Origin of the sequence: Cloacibacterium normanense, assembly GCF_002943105.1 — a bacterium.
In the GTDB taxonomy this organism is placed as follows: Bacteria; Bacteroidota; Bacteroidia; order Flavobacteriales; family Weeksellaceae; genus Cloacibacterium.
In genome coordinates this window covers 41545-58269 of record NZ_PTPZ01000009.1, presented here as the reverse complement: position 1 = coordinate 58269, position 16725 = coordinate 41545, and the positions used below count along the sequence as shown (strand labels likewise).

General features: G+C 35.5%; 12 protein-coding genes and 5 tRNA genes. All 17 read left to right on the top strand.

Annotated features, from left to right (window positions below; all coding sequences use genetic code 11):
- Positions 1 to 27 precede the first annotated feature (27 nt).
- The 17 genes from C3729_RS12085 (at position 28) to C3729_RS12005 (ending at position 16724) form a co-directional block, all read left to right on the top strand.
- Positions 28 to 101 (top strand) — tRNA-Thr (locus tag C3729_RS12085).
- A gap of 21 nt (positions 102 to 122) precedes the next feature.
- Positions 123 to 205, top strand: a tRNA-Tyr gene (locus tag C3729_RS12080).
- An 85-nt stretch (positions 206 to 290) separates the two neighbouring features.
- Positions 291 to 363: transfer RNA gene (locus tag C3729_RS12075), tRNA-Gly, on the top strand.
- 47 nt (positions 364 to 410) lie between these two features.
- Positions 411 to 482: transfer RNA gene (locus C3729_RS12070), tRNA-Thr, on the top strand.
- A 212-nt stretch (positions 483 to 694) separates the two neighbouring features.
- Positions 695 to 1882, top strand: coding sequence for an elongation factor Tu (tuf, locus tag C3729_RS12065; RefSeq protein ID WP_069799579.1), 1188 nt, complete (start codon positions 695 to 697; stop codon positions 1880 to 1882).
- A 53-nt stretch (positions 1883 to 1935) separates the two neighbouring features.
- Positions 1936 to 2006: transfer RNA gene (locus C3729_RS12060), tRNA-Trp, on the top strand.
- Positions 2007 to 2018: 12 nt separating this feature from the next.
- A complete protein-coding gene (gene secE, locus C3729_RS12055) occupies positions 2019 to 2225 on the top strand; it encodes a preprotein translocase subunit SecE (protein ID WP_069799577.1) in 207 nt (68 codons plus the stop codon).
- A gap of 10 nt (positions 2226 to 2235) precedes the next feature.
- On the top strand, positions 2236 to 2778 hold the full coding sequence (nusG, locus tag C3729_RS12050; protein ID WP_104794385.1) for a transcription termination/antitermination protein NusG: 543 nt from the start codon (positions 2236 to 2238) through the stop codon (positions 2776 to 2778).
- 145 nt (positions 2779 to 2923) lie between these two features.
- Positions 2924 to 4195 (top strand): Y-family DNA polymerase, encoded by a 1272-nt coding sequence (locus tag C3729_RS12045; RefSeq protein WP_104794384.1) that lies wholly within the window; start codon positions 2924 to 2926, stop codon positions 4193 to 4195.
- A gap of 166 nt (positions 4196 to 4361) precedes the next feature.
- A complete protein-coding gene (rplK, locus tag C3729_RS12040; protein WP_069799571.1) occupies positions 4362 to 4805 on the top strand; it encodes a 50S ribosomal protein L11 in 444 nt (147 codons plus the stop codon).
- An 11-nt stretch (positions 4806 to 4816) separates the two neighbouring features.
- Complete coding sequence (rplA, locus tag C3729_RS12035) at positions 4817 to 5509, top strand: 50S ribosomal protein L1 (RefSeq protein WP_104794383.1); 693 nt, start codon at positions 4817 to 4819, stop codon at positions 5507 to 5509.
- 13 nt (positions 5510 to 5522) lie between these two features.
- Complete coding sequence (gene rplJ / locus C3729_RS12030) at positions 5523 to 6128, top strand: 50S ribosomal protein L10 (RefSeq protein ID WP_104794382.1); 606 nt, start codon at positions 5523 to 5525, stop codon at positions 6126 to 6128.
- Between the two features lie 66 nt (positions 6129 to 6194).
- Positions 6195 to 6563: a 50S ribosomal protein L7/L12 gene (gene rplL / locus C3729_RS12025; RefSeq protein WP_104794381.1), complete on the top strand. Its 369-nt coding sequence runs from the start codon at positions 6195 to 6197 to the stop codon at positions 6561 to 6563.
- Between the two features lie 267 nt (positions 6564 to 6830).
- Complete coding sequence (rpoB, locus tag C3729_RS12020; RefSeq protein WP_104794380.1) at positions 6831 to 10658, top strand: DNA-directed RNA polymerase subunit beta; 3828 nt, start codon at positions 6831 to 6833, stop codon at positions 10656 to 10658.
- 30 nt (positions 10659 to 10688) lie between these two features.
- On the top strand, positions 10689 to 14957 hold the full coding sequence (rpoC, locus tag C3729_RS12015; RefSeq protein WP_104794379.1) for a DNA-directed RNA polymerase subunit beta': 4269 nt from the start codon (positions 10689 to 10691) through the stop codon (positions 14955 to 14957).
- Between the two features lie 91 nt (positions 14958 to 15048).
- Positions 15049 to 15351 (top strand): DUF3467 domain-containing protein, encoded by a 303-nt coding sequence (locus C3729_RS12010; RefSeq protein WP_069799559.1) that lies wholly within the window; start codon positions 15049 to 15051, stop codon positions 15349 to 15351.
- 95 nt (positions 15352 to 15446) lie between these two features.
- Positions 15447 to 16724: an ectonucleotide pyrophosphatase/phosphodiesterase gene (locus C3729_RS12005; RefSeq protein WP_104794378.1), complete on the top strand. Its 1278-nt coding sequence runs from the start codon at positions 15447 to 15449 to the stop codon at positions 16722 to 16724.
- Position 16725 lies beyond the last annotated feature (1 nt).

Here is a 16725-nt window from a genome sequence, read left to right as displayed (position 1 = left end):
AACAGTTCTTTTGAAATCTCAAATTTTGCCTCCATAGCTCAGTTGGCCAGAGCACGTGATTTGTAATCTCGGGGTCGTGGGTTCGAATCCCTCTGGAGGCTCATAATTTATAAAAAACAAGCGGGGAGATTCCAGAGTGGCCAAATGGATCAGACTGTAACTCTGCTGTCTTACGACTTCGCAGGTTCGAATCCTGCTCTCCCCACTTTTTTATAAATTTAATTTGCAGGTTTAGAAAAATTTTATAAATTTGCACACCGTTTACCAACAATAATTTGTAAACACAAATTGCGGAAGTAGCTCAGTTGGTAGAGCGTCAGCCTTCCAAGCTGAATGTCGCGGGTTCGACCCCCGTCTTCCGCTCTAAATAAATCACATTCCAAATAAGCGGTATGTGATTTTTTTTTCAAGCCGACTTAGCTCAGGGGTAGAGCGCTTCCTTGGTAAGGAAGAGGTCGTGAGTTCAAATCTCATAGTTGGCTCAAAATAAAAGTCTCTCAAAATATTTTGAGAGACTTTTTTATTTAAAATAAATTCTTAAATTTGTACCCTCAAAAATAAGATAATATCATAGTGTCAAACGTATTGAAACTGAATGTTGAAATTTTTTTTAATAAAAAGATTTTGATATTCAAAAAATCACTATATTTGCGCACTGAAAATTTCAATAGTTAATAAATTAAATATTAAAATCATGGCAAAGGAAACGTTTAATCGTAACAAACCACACTTAAACATTGGTACTATTGGTCACGTTGACCATGGTAAAACTACCCTTACTGCTGCTATTACTAAAGTATTAGCTGAGAAAGGATTAGCTGAAATGAAAGACTTCTCTTCAATTGACTCTGCTCCAGAAGAAAAAGAAAGAGGTATTACTATTAATACTGCTCACGTAGAGTATGAAACTGTAAACAGACACTATGCTCACGTAGACTGTCCAGGTCACGCCGATTATGTTAAAAACATGGTTACTGGTGCTGCTCAAATGGATGGAGCTATCTTAGTAGTTGCTGCTACTGATGGTCCAATGCCACAAACTAGAGAGCACATCCTACTTTGCCGTCAGGTAAACGTACCAAGAATCGTTGTTTTCATGAACAAAGTTGACATGGTAGACGATGCTGAATTATTAGAATTAGTAGAATTAGAAGTAAGAGATTTATTATCTTCTTACGAATATGATGGTGATAACTCTCCAGTAATTCAAGGTTCTGCTCTAGGTGCACTTAACGGTGAACCAAAATGGGTTGAAACTGTAGAAGCTCTTATGGATGCTGTTGATAACTGGATTGAATTACCAGTTAGAGATCAAGATAAGCCATTCTTAATGCCAATCGAAGACGTATTCTCTATTACAGGTAGAGGTACTGTAGCAACTGGTAGAATTGAATCAGGTGTTATCAATACAGGTGATCCAGTAGACATCGTAGGTATGGGTGATGAGAAGTTAACTTCTACTATCACTGGTGTTGAGATGTTTAGAAAAATCTTAGATAGAGGTGAAGCTGGTGATAACGTAGGTTTATTATTAAGAGGTATCGAGAAAACTGACATCAAGAGAGGTATGGTAATCGCTAAGAAAGATTCTGTGAAACCACACAAGAAATTCAAAGCTGAGGTTTACGTTCTTTCTAAAGAAGAAGGTGGTAGACACACTCCATTCCACAACAAATATCGTCCTCAGTTCTATGTAAGAACTACTGACGTAACAGGTGAAATCTTCTTACCAGAAGGTGTAGAGATGGTAATGCCTGGTGATAACTTAACTATCACTGTAGAATTGTTACAGCCAATCGCTCTTAACGTAGGTCTTAGATTTGCGATCAGAGAAGGTGGTAGAACAGTAGGTGCTGGTCAGGTTACTGAAATCTTAGATTAATCATCTTAAATAAATAAAGCTTCCGTAAGGAAACTTACGGAGCTTTTTTAACTACGGGCATCGTCCAATGGTAGGATACCGGTCTCCAAAACCGTTGATCAGGGTTCGAATCCTTGTGCCCGTGCAAATATAAATTATGAACTCACTTATCAATTTTTTAAAAGATTCTTATTCAGAATTTAGATATAAAGTAGAATGGCCAAAGTGGGCTGATTTACAATCTTCTACAATAGTAGTGGCTGTAGCTACTGTTATATTAGCATTGTTTACTTTCGGAGTAGATTCATTATTTAGCACAGCTATTAAAAATATATTAGCAATTTTCATAGGTTTCTTTAATTAAAAATTTTTCCATGAGCGATTTAAAATGGTATGTATTAAAAGCTATTAGTGGCCAGGAAAATAAAGTTAAGGCCTACATTGAGAGCGAAGTTAAAAGATTAAATCTTGAAGCTTACGTTACTCAAGTAGTTATTCCTATGGAAAAAGTAATCCAAGTAAGAAATGGTAAAAAAGTGCCTAAAGAAAAGCCTTTTTACCCTGGTTACTTAATGGTAGAAGCTAATCTGATAGGAGAAATCCCACATATTATTAAAAATTTACCTGGTGTAATTTCTTTTTTAAGTCTTACAAAAGGAGGTGATCCTGTTCCGATGCGTAAATCTGAAGTAAACAGAATGCTTGGTAAAATGGATGAACTTTCTGAATTTGCTACAGAAATAGAAATTCCATTTGTAGTAGGAGAAAGTGTAAAAGTAATCGATGGTCCTTTCAATGGATTTAATGGTACTGTAGAAAAAATCTTAGAAGACAAGAAGAAATTAGAAGTTTCTGTAATGATTTTCGGTAGAAAAACTCCTATGGAACTTTCTTACATGCAAGTAGAAAAATTGTAAAATTTATCATACAAAATAATGAGCCACTCTGATTAGAGTGGTTTTTTTGTGGATAAATCTTTCTAAAAACGCCCTCTTTTGTCGTGTAATCTTTCTAATTTTACACTCTCATTTTAGCGTTTAATTCTTCTAAATTTCTTCTATTATGTTTGCGCTATTAGACTGTAATAATTTTTTTGTGAGCTGCGAAAGAGTTTTAGACCCTTCTTTACAGGAGGTTCCAGTCGTGGTTTTGTCTAATAATGATGGTTGTGTAGTGTCTAGAAGTAATGAAGCGAAGGATTTAGGAGTTCCTATGGGAGCGCCAGTCTTCAAGTATAGAGATTTATTTGAGCAACATGGAGTGAAATGTTTCTCCGCTAAATTTGAATATTACAATTTCAAAAGTCAACAAGTTTCTGCGATTGCCAGAGAGTTTTCTCCCAATTTTGAAATTTACAGTATAGATGAACTATTTCTAGATTTTCATGGGTTCAAATATTTCAATTTAGAAGAGTATTCTCAAAATATCAAAAACGTTATCCTGCAGAAAACAAAAATTCCTGTGAGTATAGGAATAGCTCCTACCAAAACATTGGCAAAAGTAGCCAATAGAATTGCTAAGAAATATCCAGAAAAATTTCAAGGGGTTTGTATGCTCGATACTCCACAAAAAATAGAAAAAGCACTTCAGTGGTTAGAGATTGGTGATGTTTGGGGAATTGGCAGAAGATTGGGAAATAAGATGAAAGATGCGGGAGTGTATAAAGCGGCAGATTTGCTTAAGAAGCCAGAAATTTGGGTTAGAAAATTGATGGGAATTCACGGCGTGAGAATGATTAATGAATTAAAAGGAATTAAACAATTAGAACTTGATTCTCCTTCTAAAAAACAATCTATTGCCACTACCAGAAGCTTTATGGAGATGATTTCGGATAAAGAAATGCTGAGAGAACGCGTAGAAACCTTTGCTTTCTCTTGTGCCGAAAAGTTAAGGAAACAGAACAGTTGTTGTAAAGTGATTTCTGTATTTCTACAAACGAATAGATTTAGAAAAGATTTACCAGAATACAAAAACGGATTTTCTGTGGTTTTGCCTAACCCAAGTAGTTCTTCCATTGTTTTGTCTAAAGCCGCAAATGCTATTTTTGAAGCCATTTATAAAGATGGTTTTTTGTATAAAAAGGCTGGCGTAATTGTTTCTGATTTTGTTCCAGAAAATCAAAGACTGATTAATATTTTTGAAGAAGATGTAGAAGAAAAACATCTCCCGATTATGAAAGCTATGGATTCTCTGAACAAGAAATATGGCAAAAATAAAATACGATTGGCCTCACAAAACGGAAAACCTACCTACGAAAGAAAATTGCTTTCGCCAGAATATGAAGAATTTCTGAAAAGCAATACTTTACCCGAAGCTAATTTTAGGTTTCATTAAAAAATATTGAATATCTTTTTAAATTTCAGCGATTTACACTTGTTAGTTAAGAAATTTTTCTTAATTTTGCACCCACAAAAAGTAAGTTAGGAAGGTGAGATAATCTAACTTGCTGATTTATAAATGCTTCCACATTCATAAATTAAAAATTTTTAAAAATTAAAAAATGGCTAAAAAAGTCTTTAAAATGGTGAAACTCCAAGTGAAAGGTGGCGCTGCTAACCCTTCACCACCAGTTGGTCCTGCTTTAGGTTCTGCTGGGGTAAACATTATGGAGTTTTGTAAACAATTTAATGGAAGAACACAAGACAAGCCAGGGCAAGTTTTACCGGTTCTAATTACTGTTTACGAAGATAAGTCTTTCGAATTCGTAATTAAAACTCCGCCAGCTGCAATCCAATTAATGGAAGCTGCTAAGGTAAAAGGAGGTTCTGGAGAACCAAACAGAGTAAAAGTAGGTTCTGTAACTTGGGAACAAGTGAAAAAAATCGCTGAAGATAAAATGGCTGATTTGAACTGCTTTACAATGGATTCTGCATTATCAATGGTTGCAGGAACTGCAAGATCTATGGGATTGAGAGTAACTGGAACTAAACCGTCTAACGCTTAAAACTTATTGAAATGGCAAAATTAACGAAAAAGCAAAAAGAAGTTGCGAGCAAAGTAGAGAAAAACAGGGTATATAACCTTGATGAAGCTTCTGCATTAGTAAAAGAATTAAACTATGCTAAGTTTGATGCTTCTGTTGACCTTGCAGTTAGATTAGGGGTAGATCCTAGAAAAGCAAACCAAATGGTAAGAGGTGTAGTATCTCTTCCTCACGGAACTGGTAAAGATGTTAAAGTATTAGCATTAGTAACTCCAGATAAAGAAGCAGAAGCTAAAGAAGCTGGTGCTGATTATGTAGGTCTTGATGAATATTTACAAAAAATCAAAGACGGTTGGACAGATGTAGACGTAATCGTTACTATGCCTGCTGTAATGGGTAAATTAGGTCCATTAGGAAGAATTTTAGGTCCTAGAGGTTTAATGCCAAACCCTAAATCAGGTACTGTAACTATGGAAGTAGGTAAAGCTGTTGCAGAAGTAAAAGCTGGTAAAATTGATTTCAAAGTAGATAAATACGGTATTGTACACGCTGGTATTGGTAAAGTTTCTTTCTCTCCAGAACAATTGAAAGAAAACGCTGCTGAATTAATTCATACATTAATTAAGCTTAAGCCTACCGCTGCTAAAGGTACTTACGTAAAATCTATCTATCTTTCTTCTACAATGAGTCCGGGGATTGCAATTGATACTAAATCTGTTAACTAAAATCTGAAAGACAATGACAAAAGAAGAAAAAGTATTAGTAATACAAGAGATTAAAGATATGTTACAAGACGCTAAAGTAGTGTATGTAGCAAATCTTGAAGGATTGAATGCTGCTCAGACTTCAGATTTTAGAAGACAAGCATTTAAAAATAATATTAAGCTTAAAGTAGTAAAGAATACTTTATTACAAAAAGCAATGGAGCAAATTGAAGGTGTAGATTATTCAGAAATGTTCCCAACTTTCAAAGGGAATACTGCTGTAATGATTTCAGAAACTGCAAACGCTCCTGCTAAATTAATTCAAGGATTCAGAAAGAAAGAAGCTTTCCCAGCTCTTAAGTCTGCTTATTTACAAGAAACGTTCTACGTTGGAGATAACAACCTAGATACTCTTGCAAATATCAAGTCTAGAGAAGAAATGATTGGTGAAATCATCGGATTACTTCAATCTCCTATCCAAAGATTAATTTCTGCTTTAGAAAATAAAGAAGAAGCAAAAGGTGCTAAAACTGAAGAAGCTCCAGCTGTAGAAGCTCCTGCAACAGAAGTAGAAGCTCCTGCAACAGAAGAAACTCCAGAAGCTCCTGCAGCTGAAGGTGAAGCTCCTGCTGCTGAATAATTAAACCGTCTCAATAGACACTCAAAAAAATAACATAAATCGTTCAACAATTTAAACATTAATACAATGTCAGATTTAAAAAATTTAGCTGAAACGCTAGTAAACTTAACTGTAAAAGACGTAAACGAACTTGCTGCTATCCTTAAGGATGAGTACGGAATTGAGCCTGCTGCTGCTGCTGTAGTTGTAGCTGCTGGTGGAGCTGCTGATGCTGCTGAAGAAAAAACTGAATTCGACGTAATCCTTAAATCAGCTGGTGCTTCTAAATTAGCTATCGTTAAATTAGTAAAAGATTTAACTGGTGCTGGTCTTAAAGAAGCTAAAGATATGGTAGATGGTGCTCCAACTGCAATTAAAGAAGGTGCATCTAAAGATGAAGCTGAAGCTCTTAAGAAGCAATTAGAAGAAGCTGGTGCAGAAGTAGAATTAAAATAATCTATTTACACCGTATAAGACTTAGACCTTCCCAGAATTGGGTAGGTCTATGTCTATTTTAAGAGTTAAATTGTTTTAAAATTATAACTCACTGATTTTCAATTATTTGAAAATTTTAAATTCTAAAGAAAAAATATTTTGCACTACACTGTGAAAAGATATACCAGTGTTGCAGTTAGTTAAGAGCGAAGACGTTAGTCTTTAATCTTGCTGATATTTTTCAAAATAAAGTAAAATATTTTTTAACCCAACTTTTCTTACCATTTTATGAGTAAATCAAAAGCTATCACAAGCACTCAGGAAAATCAAAGAATTAACTTTTCTTCTGCGAAAGGGAACGTTGTGACTCCGGATTTCTTAGATATCCAGTTGCAATCTTTCAAAGAGTTTTTCCAGTTAGATACACTTCCTGAGGACAGAGTGAATGAGGGTCTTTACAAGACTTTTCAAGAAAACTTTCCTATTACAGATTCTAGAAATCAATTCGTATTAGAATTTCTAGATTATTTGGTAGATTCTCCTCGTTATTCTATTGACGAATGCGTGGAAAGAGGACTTACTTACAGTGTGCCTCTTAAAGCAAGACTTAAACTATACTGTACTGACCCGGAACATGAAGATTTCCAGACAGTAATTCAAGATGTATATTTAGGTCCAGTTCCTTACATGACTCCTTCTGGTTCATTCATCATCAATGGTGCAGAACGTGTAATTGTAACACAGTTACACAGATCTCCAGGTGTATTCTTTGGACAGACGTATCACGCAAACGGAACTAAATTGTACTATTCAAGAATTATCCCTTTCAAAGGATCTTGGATGGAATTTACTACGGATATCAATAACGTAATGTATGCGTATATTGACCGTAAAAAGAAATTACCTTTAACTACATTACTTAGAGCAATCGGTTATGAGTCTGATAAAGAAATTCTTCAGATTTTTGACTTGGCAGAAGAAGTAAAAGTATCTAAAGCGAATCTTAAAAAAGTTCAAGGTAGAACTTTAGCAGCGAGAGTATTGAATACTTGGTTCGAAGATTTCGTAGACGAAGATACAGGTGAAGTAGTTTCTATCGAAAGAAATGAAATTATCCTTGACAGAGAAACTGTTCTTGAAAAAGAACACTTAGACCTTATTTTAGATGCTGGTGTTAAGTCTATCTTAATCCACAACGAAAATAGCGGTGAATTCTCTATCATTCAAAATACATTACAAAAAGACCCTACCAACTCAGAAAAAGAAGCGGTAGAATACATTTATCGTCAGTTACGTAACGCAGATCCACCAGATGAAGAAACTGCAAGAGGAATTATCGAAAAATTATTCTTCTCTGAACAAAGATATTCATTAGGTGAAGTTGGTCGTTACAGATTGAACAAAAAACTAGGTCTTAACATCCCTACTACTACAGAAGTTCTTACTAAAGAAGATATTATCTCTATCGTAAGACACTTAATAGAGCTTGCAAACTCTAAAACTGAAGTTGACGATATCGACCACTTATCAAACAGAAGAATTAAAACTGTTGGTGAGCAATTAGCTGGTCAATTCGGTGTAGGTCTTTCTAGAATTGCGAGAACAATTAAAGAAAGAATGAACGTAAGAGATAACGAAATCTTTACGCCATTAGACTTAGTAAATGCTAAAACATTAACATCAGTAATCAACTCATTCTTTGGTACCAACCAGCTTTCTCAGTTCATGGACCAAACCAACCCACTATCTGAAATCACTCATAAGAGAAGACTTTCAGCTTTAGGACCTGGTGGTTTATCAAGAGAAAGAGCAGGTTTCGAGGTGCGTGACGTTCACCATACTCACTACGGAAGAATTTGTCCGATTGAAACTCCAGAAGGACCAAACATCGGTTTGATTTCTTCATTAGGATGTTATGCTAAAATCAATAATTTAGGTTTCATCGAAACTCCATATAGAAAAGTAGAAAATGGTAAAGTAGATTTCTCTGCAGCACCAATCTATTTAAATGCAGAAGATGAAGAATCTAAAATCATTGCTCAGGCAAACGTAGATTTAGCAGAAGATGGAAGTTTCAATACAGAAAGAGTTATTGCTCGTCTTGATGGTGACTATCCAGTAGTAGAGCCTAGTCAAGTAGACTTATTAGATATCGCACCTAACCAGATTGCTGGTATTTCTGCATCTTTAATTCCTTTCTTGGAGCATGATGATGCGAACCGTGCATTGATGGGATCTAACATGATGCGTCAGGCTGTTCCATTGTTAAAACCAGAAGCTCCAATCGTAGGTACAGGTTTAGAAAAACAAGTGGCTACAGATTCTAGAATCTTAATTAATGCTGAAGGAAATGGTGTAGTAGAATATGTAGATGCAGACAAAATCGTAATTAAATACGAAAGAAGCGAAGATGAGGATTTAGTACAATTCGAATCTGCTACTAAAACATATAACTTAACTAAGTTCAGAAAAACCAACCAATCTACTACCATTACTCTTAGACCAAACGTAAGAGTGGGTGATACCGTAGTAAAAGGACAAGTGCTTTGTGATGGTTACGCTACCGAAAAAGGAGAATTAGCTATTGGTAGAAACCTTACTGTAGCCTTCATGCCTTGGAAAGGGTATAACTTCGAGGATGCGATTGTAATCAACGAGAAAGTAGTAAGAGAAGACTGGTTTACTTCTATACACGTAGATGAGTATTCACTAGAGGTAAGAGATACCAAACTAGGTATGGAAGAACTAACTGCAGATATTCCTAACGTTTCTGAAGAGGCTACGAAAGACCTTGATGAAAACGGTATGATTAGAATTGGTGCAGAAGTGAAGCCTGGTGATATCTTAATTGGTAAAATTACTCCAAAAGGTGAATCTGATCCTACACCAGAAGAAAAACTATTGAGAGCAATCTTTGGTGACAAAGCTGGTGATGTAAAAGATGCTTCATTAAAAGCAGACTCTTCACTGAGAGGTGTTGTTATCAACAAAAAATTATTCTCAAGAAACATCAAAGACAAGAAGAAAAGAACTGAAGAGAAGTTAAAACTTGAAGAAATCGAAAACAGATACAAAGCTCAATTCGATGAATTAAGAAATACCCTTCTTGAAAAATTAAATACTCTTGTTAATGGTAAAACTTCTCAAGGTGTTAATAACGACTTAGAAGAAGAAATCATTCCAAAAGGAGCTAAGTTTACGCTTAAACTTCTTCAATCTGTAGAAGATTATGTAAACGTAAGTGGTGCAGATTGGACTGTAGATGCTGATAAAAATGATTTAATTAAACAATTAATTCATAATTATAAAATTAAATATAATGATATTCAAGGAGTTAAAAACCGTGAGAAATATGCTATTTCTATTGGAGACGAACTACCAGCAGGTATCATTAAACTAGCTAAAGTATACATCGCTAAAAAACGTAAATTAAACGTAGGTGATAAAATGGCAGGTCGTCACGGTAACAAAGGTATCGTGTCTAGAATCGTAAGAGAAGAAGATATGCCATTCTTAGAAGACGGAACTCCTGTAGATATCGTATTGAATCCACTAGGTGTACCTTCTCGTATGAACATCGGTCAGATTTACGAAACCGTTTTAGGATGGGCTGGTAAAAAATTAGGATTAAAATTTGCTACTCCTATCTTTGATGGTGCAAGCTTAGAACAAATCACAGAATACACCGAAAAAGCAGGTCTTCCTATCTACGGAAGTACTTATTTATATGATGGTGGTACTGGTGAGAGATTTACTCAGCCTGCTACAGTTGGGGTAATTTATATGTTGAAACTAGGACACATGGTAGATGATAAGATGCACGCACGTTCTATCGGTCCTTATTCATTAATTACTCAGCAACCATTAGGAGGTAAAGCACAATTCGGTGGTCAGAGATTCGGAGAGATGGAGGTTTGGGCTCTAGAAGCATTCGGAGCGTCTAACATCTTGAGAGAAATCTTAACCGTGAAATCAGACGACGTAATCGGTAGAGCGAAAACGTATGAAGCAATCGCAAAAGGTGAGGCTATGCCAGAACCTGGTATTCCAGAATCTTTCAACGTATTGTTACACGAATTACAAGGTCTAGGTCTTGATATAAGATTGGAAGAGTAATCCTCATTTTTTTAATTTTTATTTGAACAGATTATGTCAAAAAATAAAACAAGTAGATTTAGTAAAATCACCATCGGTTTAGCTTCTCCTGAAATCATTCTTCAAGAGTCAAAAGGAGAGGTGCTAAAACCAGAAACGATTAACTATAGAACTCACAAACCAGAAAGAGATGGTTTATTCTGCGAGAAAATCTTCGGTCCTGTAAAGGATTACGAATGTGCTTGTGGAAAATATAAGAGAATTCGATACAAAGGCATCGTTTGTGACCGTTGTGGTGTAGAAGTTACCGAGAAAAAAGTACGTAGAGAGAGAATTGGACACATTAATTTAGTGGTTCCAGTTGCTCACATCTGGTATTTCCGCTCACTTCCAAACAAAATTGGTTACCTTTTAGGATTACCTTCTAAGAAATTAGATATGATTATCTACTACGAAAGATATGTAGTAATCCAACAAGGTATCGCTAAAAAAGCAGACGGTTCTGATTTCGAAGACAAAGAATTCTTAACAGAAGAAGAATATCTAGATGTTTTAGAAACCCTTCCTATCGAAAATCAATATTTAGAAGATACAGACCCTAACAAATTTGTTGCTAAAATGGGTGCTGAAGCTGTGGAAGAATTGTTAAAGAGAATTGATTTAGATGCTCTTTCTTACGATCTTCGTCACAAAGCTCACAATGAATCTTCTAAACAAAGAAGAACTGAAGCATTAAAAAGATTATCTGTAGTAGAAGCTCTTAGAGGTGCTAATACCAGAATGATTAACCGCCCAGAATGGATGGTGATGCGTGTTCTTCCTGTAATTCCACCAGAATTAAGACCATTAGTTCCACTAGATGGTGGTAGATTCGCTACATCAGATTTAAATGATTTATACAGAAGAGTTATCATTAGAAACAACCGTCTAAAGAGACTTTTAGAGATTAAAGCTCCAGAAGTTATCTTGAGAAATGAGAAGCGTATGCTTCAAGAAGCGGTAGATTCATTATTTGATAATACTAGAAAATCATCTGCTGTAAAATCAGAATCAAACAGACCATTGAAATCCCTTTCAGATTCATTGAAAGGTAAGCAAGGTCGTTTCCGTCAGAACTTATTAGGGAAAAGGGTAGACTACTCTGCACGTTCGGTTATTGTTGTAGGTCCTAACTTACAATTACATGAGTGTGGTATTCCTAAAGATATGGCAGCAGAACTTTACAAACCATTTATCATTAGAAAACTTATTGAAAGAGGTATTGTAAAAACAGTAAAATCTGCAAAAAGAATTATTGATAGAAAAGAACCAGTAGTTTATGATATTCTAGAAAACGTGATGAAAGGTCACCCAGTTCTATTGAACCGTGCACCTACCCTTCACAGATTGGGTATCCAAGCGTTCCAGCCTAAAATGATTGAAGGTAAAGCTATCCAACTTCACCCGTTAGTAACTACGGCATTCAACGCCGACTTCGATGGTGACCAGATGGCGGTACACTTACCTTTAGGCCCAGAAGCAATTCTAGAAGCTCAGTTATTAATGTTAGGTTCTCAGAATATCTTGAACCCTGCAAATGGTTCTCCTATTACCGTACCTTCTCAGGACATGGTTCTTGGTCTATATTTCATGACCAAAGAAGCGCATTCTACAGAAACGCACAAGGTAAAAGGTGAAGGTTTAGTATTCTATTCTCCAGAAGAAGTAGAAATTGCTTACTCTGAAGGTCAAGTTTCTCTTAACGCTAAAGTAAGATGTAGACTTCCATTTAAAACAGAAGAAGGAGAAATCGTAACTAAACTTCAAGATACTACAGTTGGTAGAATTCTATTTAACCAAATTGTTCCTAAACAAGTAGGTTATATTGATGAATTATTGACTAAAAAATCATTAAGAAACGTAATTGGTAAAATCTTAGCAGATACAGATTTCCCAACTACTGTTAAGTTCCTTGATGATATGAAAAATCTTGGTTATATGAACGCTTTCAAAGGCGGTCTATCTTTCTCACTGGCTGATATTGTAGTACCAGCAGAAAAGAAAACCATGATTGCTCAAGCAATTGAAACAGTAGACGAGATTAAAGGGAACTATAACATGGGTCTTATCACAGATACAGAACGTTATAACCAAGTAATTGACGTTTGGACCAATACCAATGCTGGTCTTACTGAGATGATTATGAGCAGAATGAAATCTGACCAAGGTGGATTCAACTCTGTATATATGATGCTAGATTCTGGAGCGAGGGGTTCTAAAGAACAGATTCGTCAGTTATCTGGTATGAGAGGTTTGATGGCAAAACCACAAAAAGCTGGTGCAGTAGGAGCAGAGATCATCGAAAACCCAATTATAGCGAACTTTAAAGAAGGTTTGTCAATTTTGGAATACTTTATTTCTACCCACGGTGCTCGTAAAGGTCTTGCGGATACCGCTCTTAAAACTGCGGATGCTGGTTACTTAACAAGAAGATTAGTAGACGTAGCTCAAGACGTAATCATTACAGAAGATGATTGTGGTACATTAAGAGGTACAGAAGTAGCTGCATTGAAGAAAAATGATGAAATCGTAGAAAAACTATCAGAAAGAATTCTTGGTAGAGTTTCTCTTCACGACATCTATAACCCAGAAAACGACGAAATTTTAGTTCACGCAGATGAGTTAATTAACGAAGAGCTTGCTAAAAAAGTAGAAGAAGCGGGTATAGAAACTGTAGAAGTTCGTTCACCATTAACTTGTGAAGCTAAAAAAGGTATCTGTGCGAAATGTTACGGACGTAACCTAGCTACAGGCAAGATGATTCACATGGGAGAAGCTGTAGGTGTAATTGCGGCACAATCAATTGGGGAACCAGGTACTCAGCTTACACTGAGAACTTTCCACCAAGGGGGAACTGCAGGAAACGTTTCAGAAAATCCTACTATCGTTGCTAAGAGAGATGGTATCGTAGAATTTGACGAATTAAGAACCATTATTTCTGAAGATGAAAACGGTAATGAAGCAGATATCGTAATTTCTCGTTCTACAGAATTCCGTTTAGTGGCAGATAATGCAGCGAGAACTCCATTAATGGTAGCAAACGTACCTTATGGTTCTGCACTTTCTGTAAAACCTGGTGATAAAGTGAAAAAAGGAGACCTTATTGCAAAATGGGATCCATATAACGCGGTTATCATCGCAGAAACTGCTGGTAAAGTAGAATACGAAGATATTATTCAAGGGGTTTCTTTCCAATTAGAAATCGACGAACAAACAGGTTTCGAAGAAAAAGTAATCTCAGAATCTAGAAATAAGAAAGCCATTCCTACCTTGAAAGTGGTAGATTCTAAAGGAGTTGAGCAAAAAGCATACAACTTACCAGTAGGAGCCCACTTAATGGTAAATGATGGTGAAAAAATTAAGGCTGGTAAAGTCTTAATCAAAATTCCTAGAAAATCTGCAAAAGCAGGGGATATTACAGGAGGTTTACCAAGAGTAACCGAATTATTCGAAGCGAGAAATCCTTCTAATCCTGCTGTAGTTACAGAAATTGACGGGGTAGTTTCTTATGGTAAAATTAAGAGAGGTAACCGTGAATTAATCGTAGAATCTAAAACGGGTGAGATTAAGAAATATTTAGTAAAACTTTCTAATCAAATCTTAGTTCAAGAAAACGACTTCGTGAGAGCTGGTTCGCCACTTTCTGACGGTTCTGTAACACCAGATGATATCTTAAGAATCAAAGGTCCAACAGCTGTTCAAGAGTACTTAGTAAACGAAATTCAAGAAGTTTACCGTTTACAAGGGGTAAAAATTGACGATAAGCATTTCGAAATCATCGTAAGACAGATGATGACTAAAGTAGAAATCGTAGACGGAGGTGATACCCAATTCCTTGAAAACAGTCTAGAACATAAATATGATTTCCTTGAAGAAAACAACAGAGTTTTCGGATTGAAAGTTGTAACTGAACCAGGAGATTCTAAAATTTTCAAAGCTGGTCAAATGATTACCGCTAGAGAATTGAGAGACGAAAATTCTAAACTGAAGAGAGAAGATCTTCAATTAGTAGAAGTTCGTGAAGCACTTACTGCAACTGCAACGCCTGTATTACAAGGTATTACCAGAGCAGCTTTACAGACTAAGTCTTTCATGTCTGCAGCATCATTCCAGGAGACTACTAAAGTTCTAAACGAAGCAGCAGTGTCTGGTAAAGTAGACGAACTAAACGGTCTTAAAGAAAATGTAATCGTAGGTCATAGAATTCCTGCAGGTACAGGTCTTAAAGATTATCAAAGTGTAATCGTGGGTTCTAAAAAAGAATTCGAGGATTTAAATTAATATGAATGTAAGGTTTAAAGACAGTTCTACTGTTCTTTAAACCTTCTTTTTTTTTTGAATGTAAAATATTAACTTATTAAAACTTATACAAATGGATAACAACCAAAACCAAGATCAAAACATCAATATTCAATTAAACGAAATGGTAGCAGCTGGTGCTTATTGCAACCTTGCATTAGTAAACCACTCTCCATCTGAGTTTGTATTAGATTTCATTCAATTAATGCCAGGAGTTCAGCAAGCTCAAGTAAGAAGCAGAGTAATCCTTGCTCCTCTTCATGCAAAAAGAGTTTTAGCTGCTCTTCAACAAAATATCCAAAACTATGAAGCTCAATTCGGAGAAATCAAAGAAGTTGAACCTTTCGTAGTAGGTGCTGGTAATGCTCAAGCATAATCAAAACTTAATAAAATATTCTAAATCCTAGCCATTTTAAAATGGCTAGGATTTTTTTTGCAAAAAACGTGTATTTTTGTAGCAAATCATCTGCAATGAAAAAAATATTTTCGGGTTTCACTATTTTTCTGTTTTCTCTCTTTTTTGCTCAACATAATCTCGCGGTTGATACAGCCCAAGTTATTACTCCTAATAGATTTAATTCAACAGAAGCACTAGAAAAGCCATACCTTATTTTTATTTCTGCAGACGGTTACAGATATGATTATACCGAAAAATATAATGCTCAAAATCTTCAAAAATTTTCAAATGAAGGTGTAAAAGCAAAAGCCATGTTGCCAAGTTACCCCAGCATCACTTTCCCGAATCATTGGTCTATTATTACAGGTTTATATCCTTCTCATCACGGTTTGGTAGATAATTTTTTCTATGATTACTCCAGAAAAAAAGCCTATGCAATGAATAAAAAAGAAAATGCAGAAGATGGTTCTTGGTACGGCGGAATTCCGCTTTGGAGTTTGGCAGAGCAACAAGGAATGGTTACCGCTTCTCTGCAATGGGTTGGTTCTGCAAGTGACGCTGGAAAAACAAGACCAACTTACTATTATCACTATCACGAAAAATTTTCACCTGAAGAAAAAATTAATAAAGTAGTGAACTGGTTAAAATTGCCAGAAAATGTTCGTCCGCACTTTATTTCACTTTATTTTCCAGAAGTAGATGGAGCAGGTCATCGATTTGGACCAGAATCTCCAGAAGCCGAAAAATCTGTACAGTTGGTAGACAACGCCATCGGAAATTTGGTGGAAAAAGTGAATCAATTGGGTTTGAAAAACGTGAATTTCATCTTCGTTTCAGACCACGGAATGATTAAAGTTGATAAAGAAAATCCACTGTCTATTCCAGAAATGCTTCTCAATAAAGAAAGATTTGATATTTATAATTCTCAAACCTTACTCAGAGTGGTGGTTAAAAATCCTGATGAGGTAAAATCAGCATTTCGTGAATTGAAAAATTCAAAAACTGAAGATTACCAAGTTTTTTTGACCAAAAAATTTCCTAGAAAACTGCATTATGGAACAAAAGATGACAAATATAGCCGTATCGGTCAGATTTTATTAGTTCCAAAAGCGCCAAAAATATTTTTAGAAAAAGGAAAATCTACTTCTGCAGGAAAACATGGCTACAATTCTAGAAAAACACCAGAAATGAAAGCCATTTTTTACGCTTGGGGAAATGTTTTCAAAAACCAAACAGAAATCGATGAATTTCAGAATGTGAGTGTTTATCCTTTGGTTGCGGAAATTCTCGGTTTAAAAATTTCAGAACCTATTGATGGGAAATTTTCAGAAGTTAAAAAAGCTTTGAAATAGA

Bases quoted from the DNA above. Each gene is read 5' to 3' on its own strand.
- tuf (WP_069799579.1), top strand. From the start codon at position 695: ATGGCAAAGGAAACGTTTAATCGTAACAAACCACACTTAAACATTGGT.
- secE (WP_069799577.1), top strand. From the start codon at position 2,019: ATGAACTCACTTATCAATTTTTTAAAAGATTCTTATTCAGAATTTAGA.
- nusG (WP_104794385.1), top strand. From the start codon at position 2,236: ATGAGCGATTTAAAATGGTATGTATTAAAAGCTATTAGTGGCCAGGAA.
- C3729_RS12045 (WP_104794384.1), top strand. From the start codon at position 2,924: ATGTTTGCGCTATTAGACTGTAATAATTTTTTTGTGAGCTGCGAAAGA.
- rplK (WP_069799571.1), top strand. From the start codon at position 4,362: ATGGCTAAAAAAGTCTTTAAAATGGTGAAACTCCAAGTGAAAGGTGGC.
- rplA (WP_104794383.1), top strand. From the start codon at position 4,817: ATGGCAAAATTAACGAAAAAGCAAAAAGAAGTTGCGAGCAAAGTAGAG.
- rplJ (WP_104794382.1), top strand. From the start codon at position 5,523: ATGACAAAAGAAGAAAAAGTATTAGTAATACAAGAGATTAAAGATATG.
- rplL (WP_104794381.1), top strand. From the start codon at position 6,195: ATGTCAGATTTAAAAAATTTAGCTGAAACGCTAGTAAACTTAACTGTA.
- rpoB (WP_104794380.1), top strand. From the start codon at position 6,831: ATGAGTAAATCAAAAGCTATCACAAGCACTCAGGAAAATCAAAGAATT.
- C3729_RS12010 (WP_069799559.1), top strand. From the start codon at position 15,049: ATGGATAACAACCAAAACCAAGATCAAAACATCAATATTCAATTAAAC.
- C3729_RS12005 (WP_104794378.1), top strand. From the start codon at position 15,447: ATGAAAAAAATATTTTCGGGTTTCACTATTTTTCTGTTTTCTCTCTTT.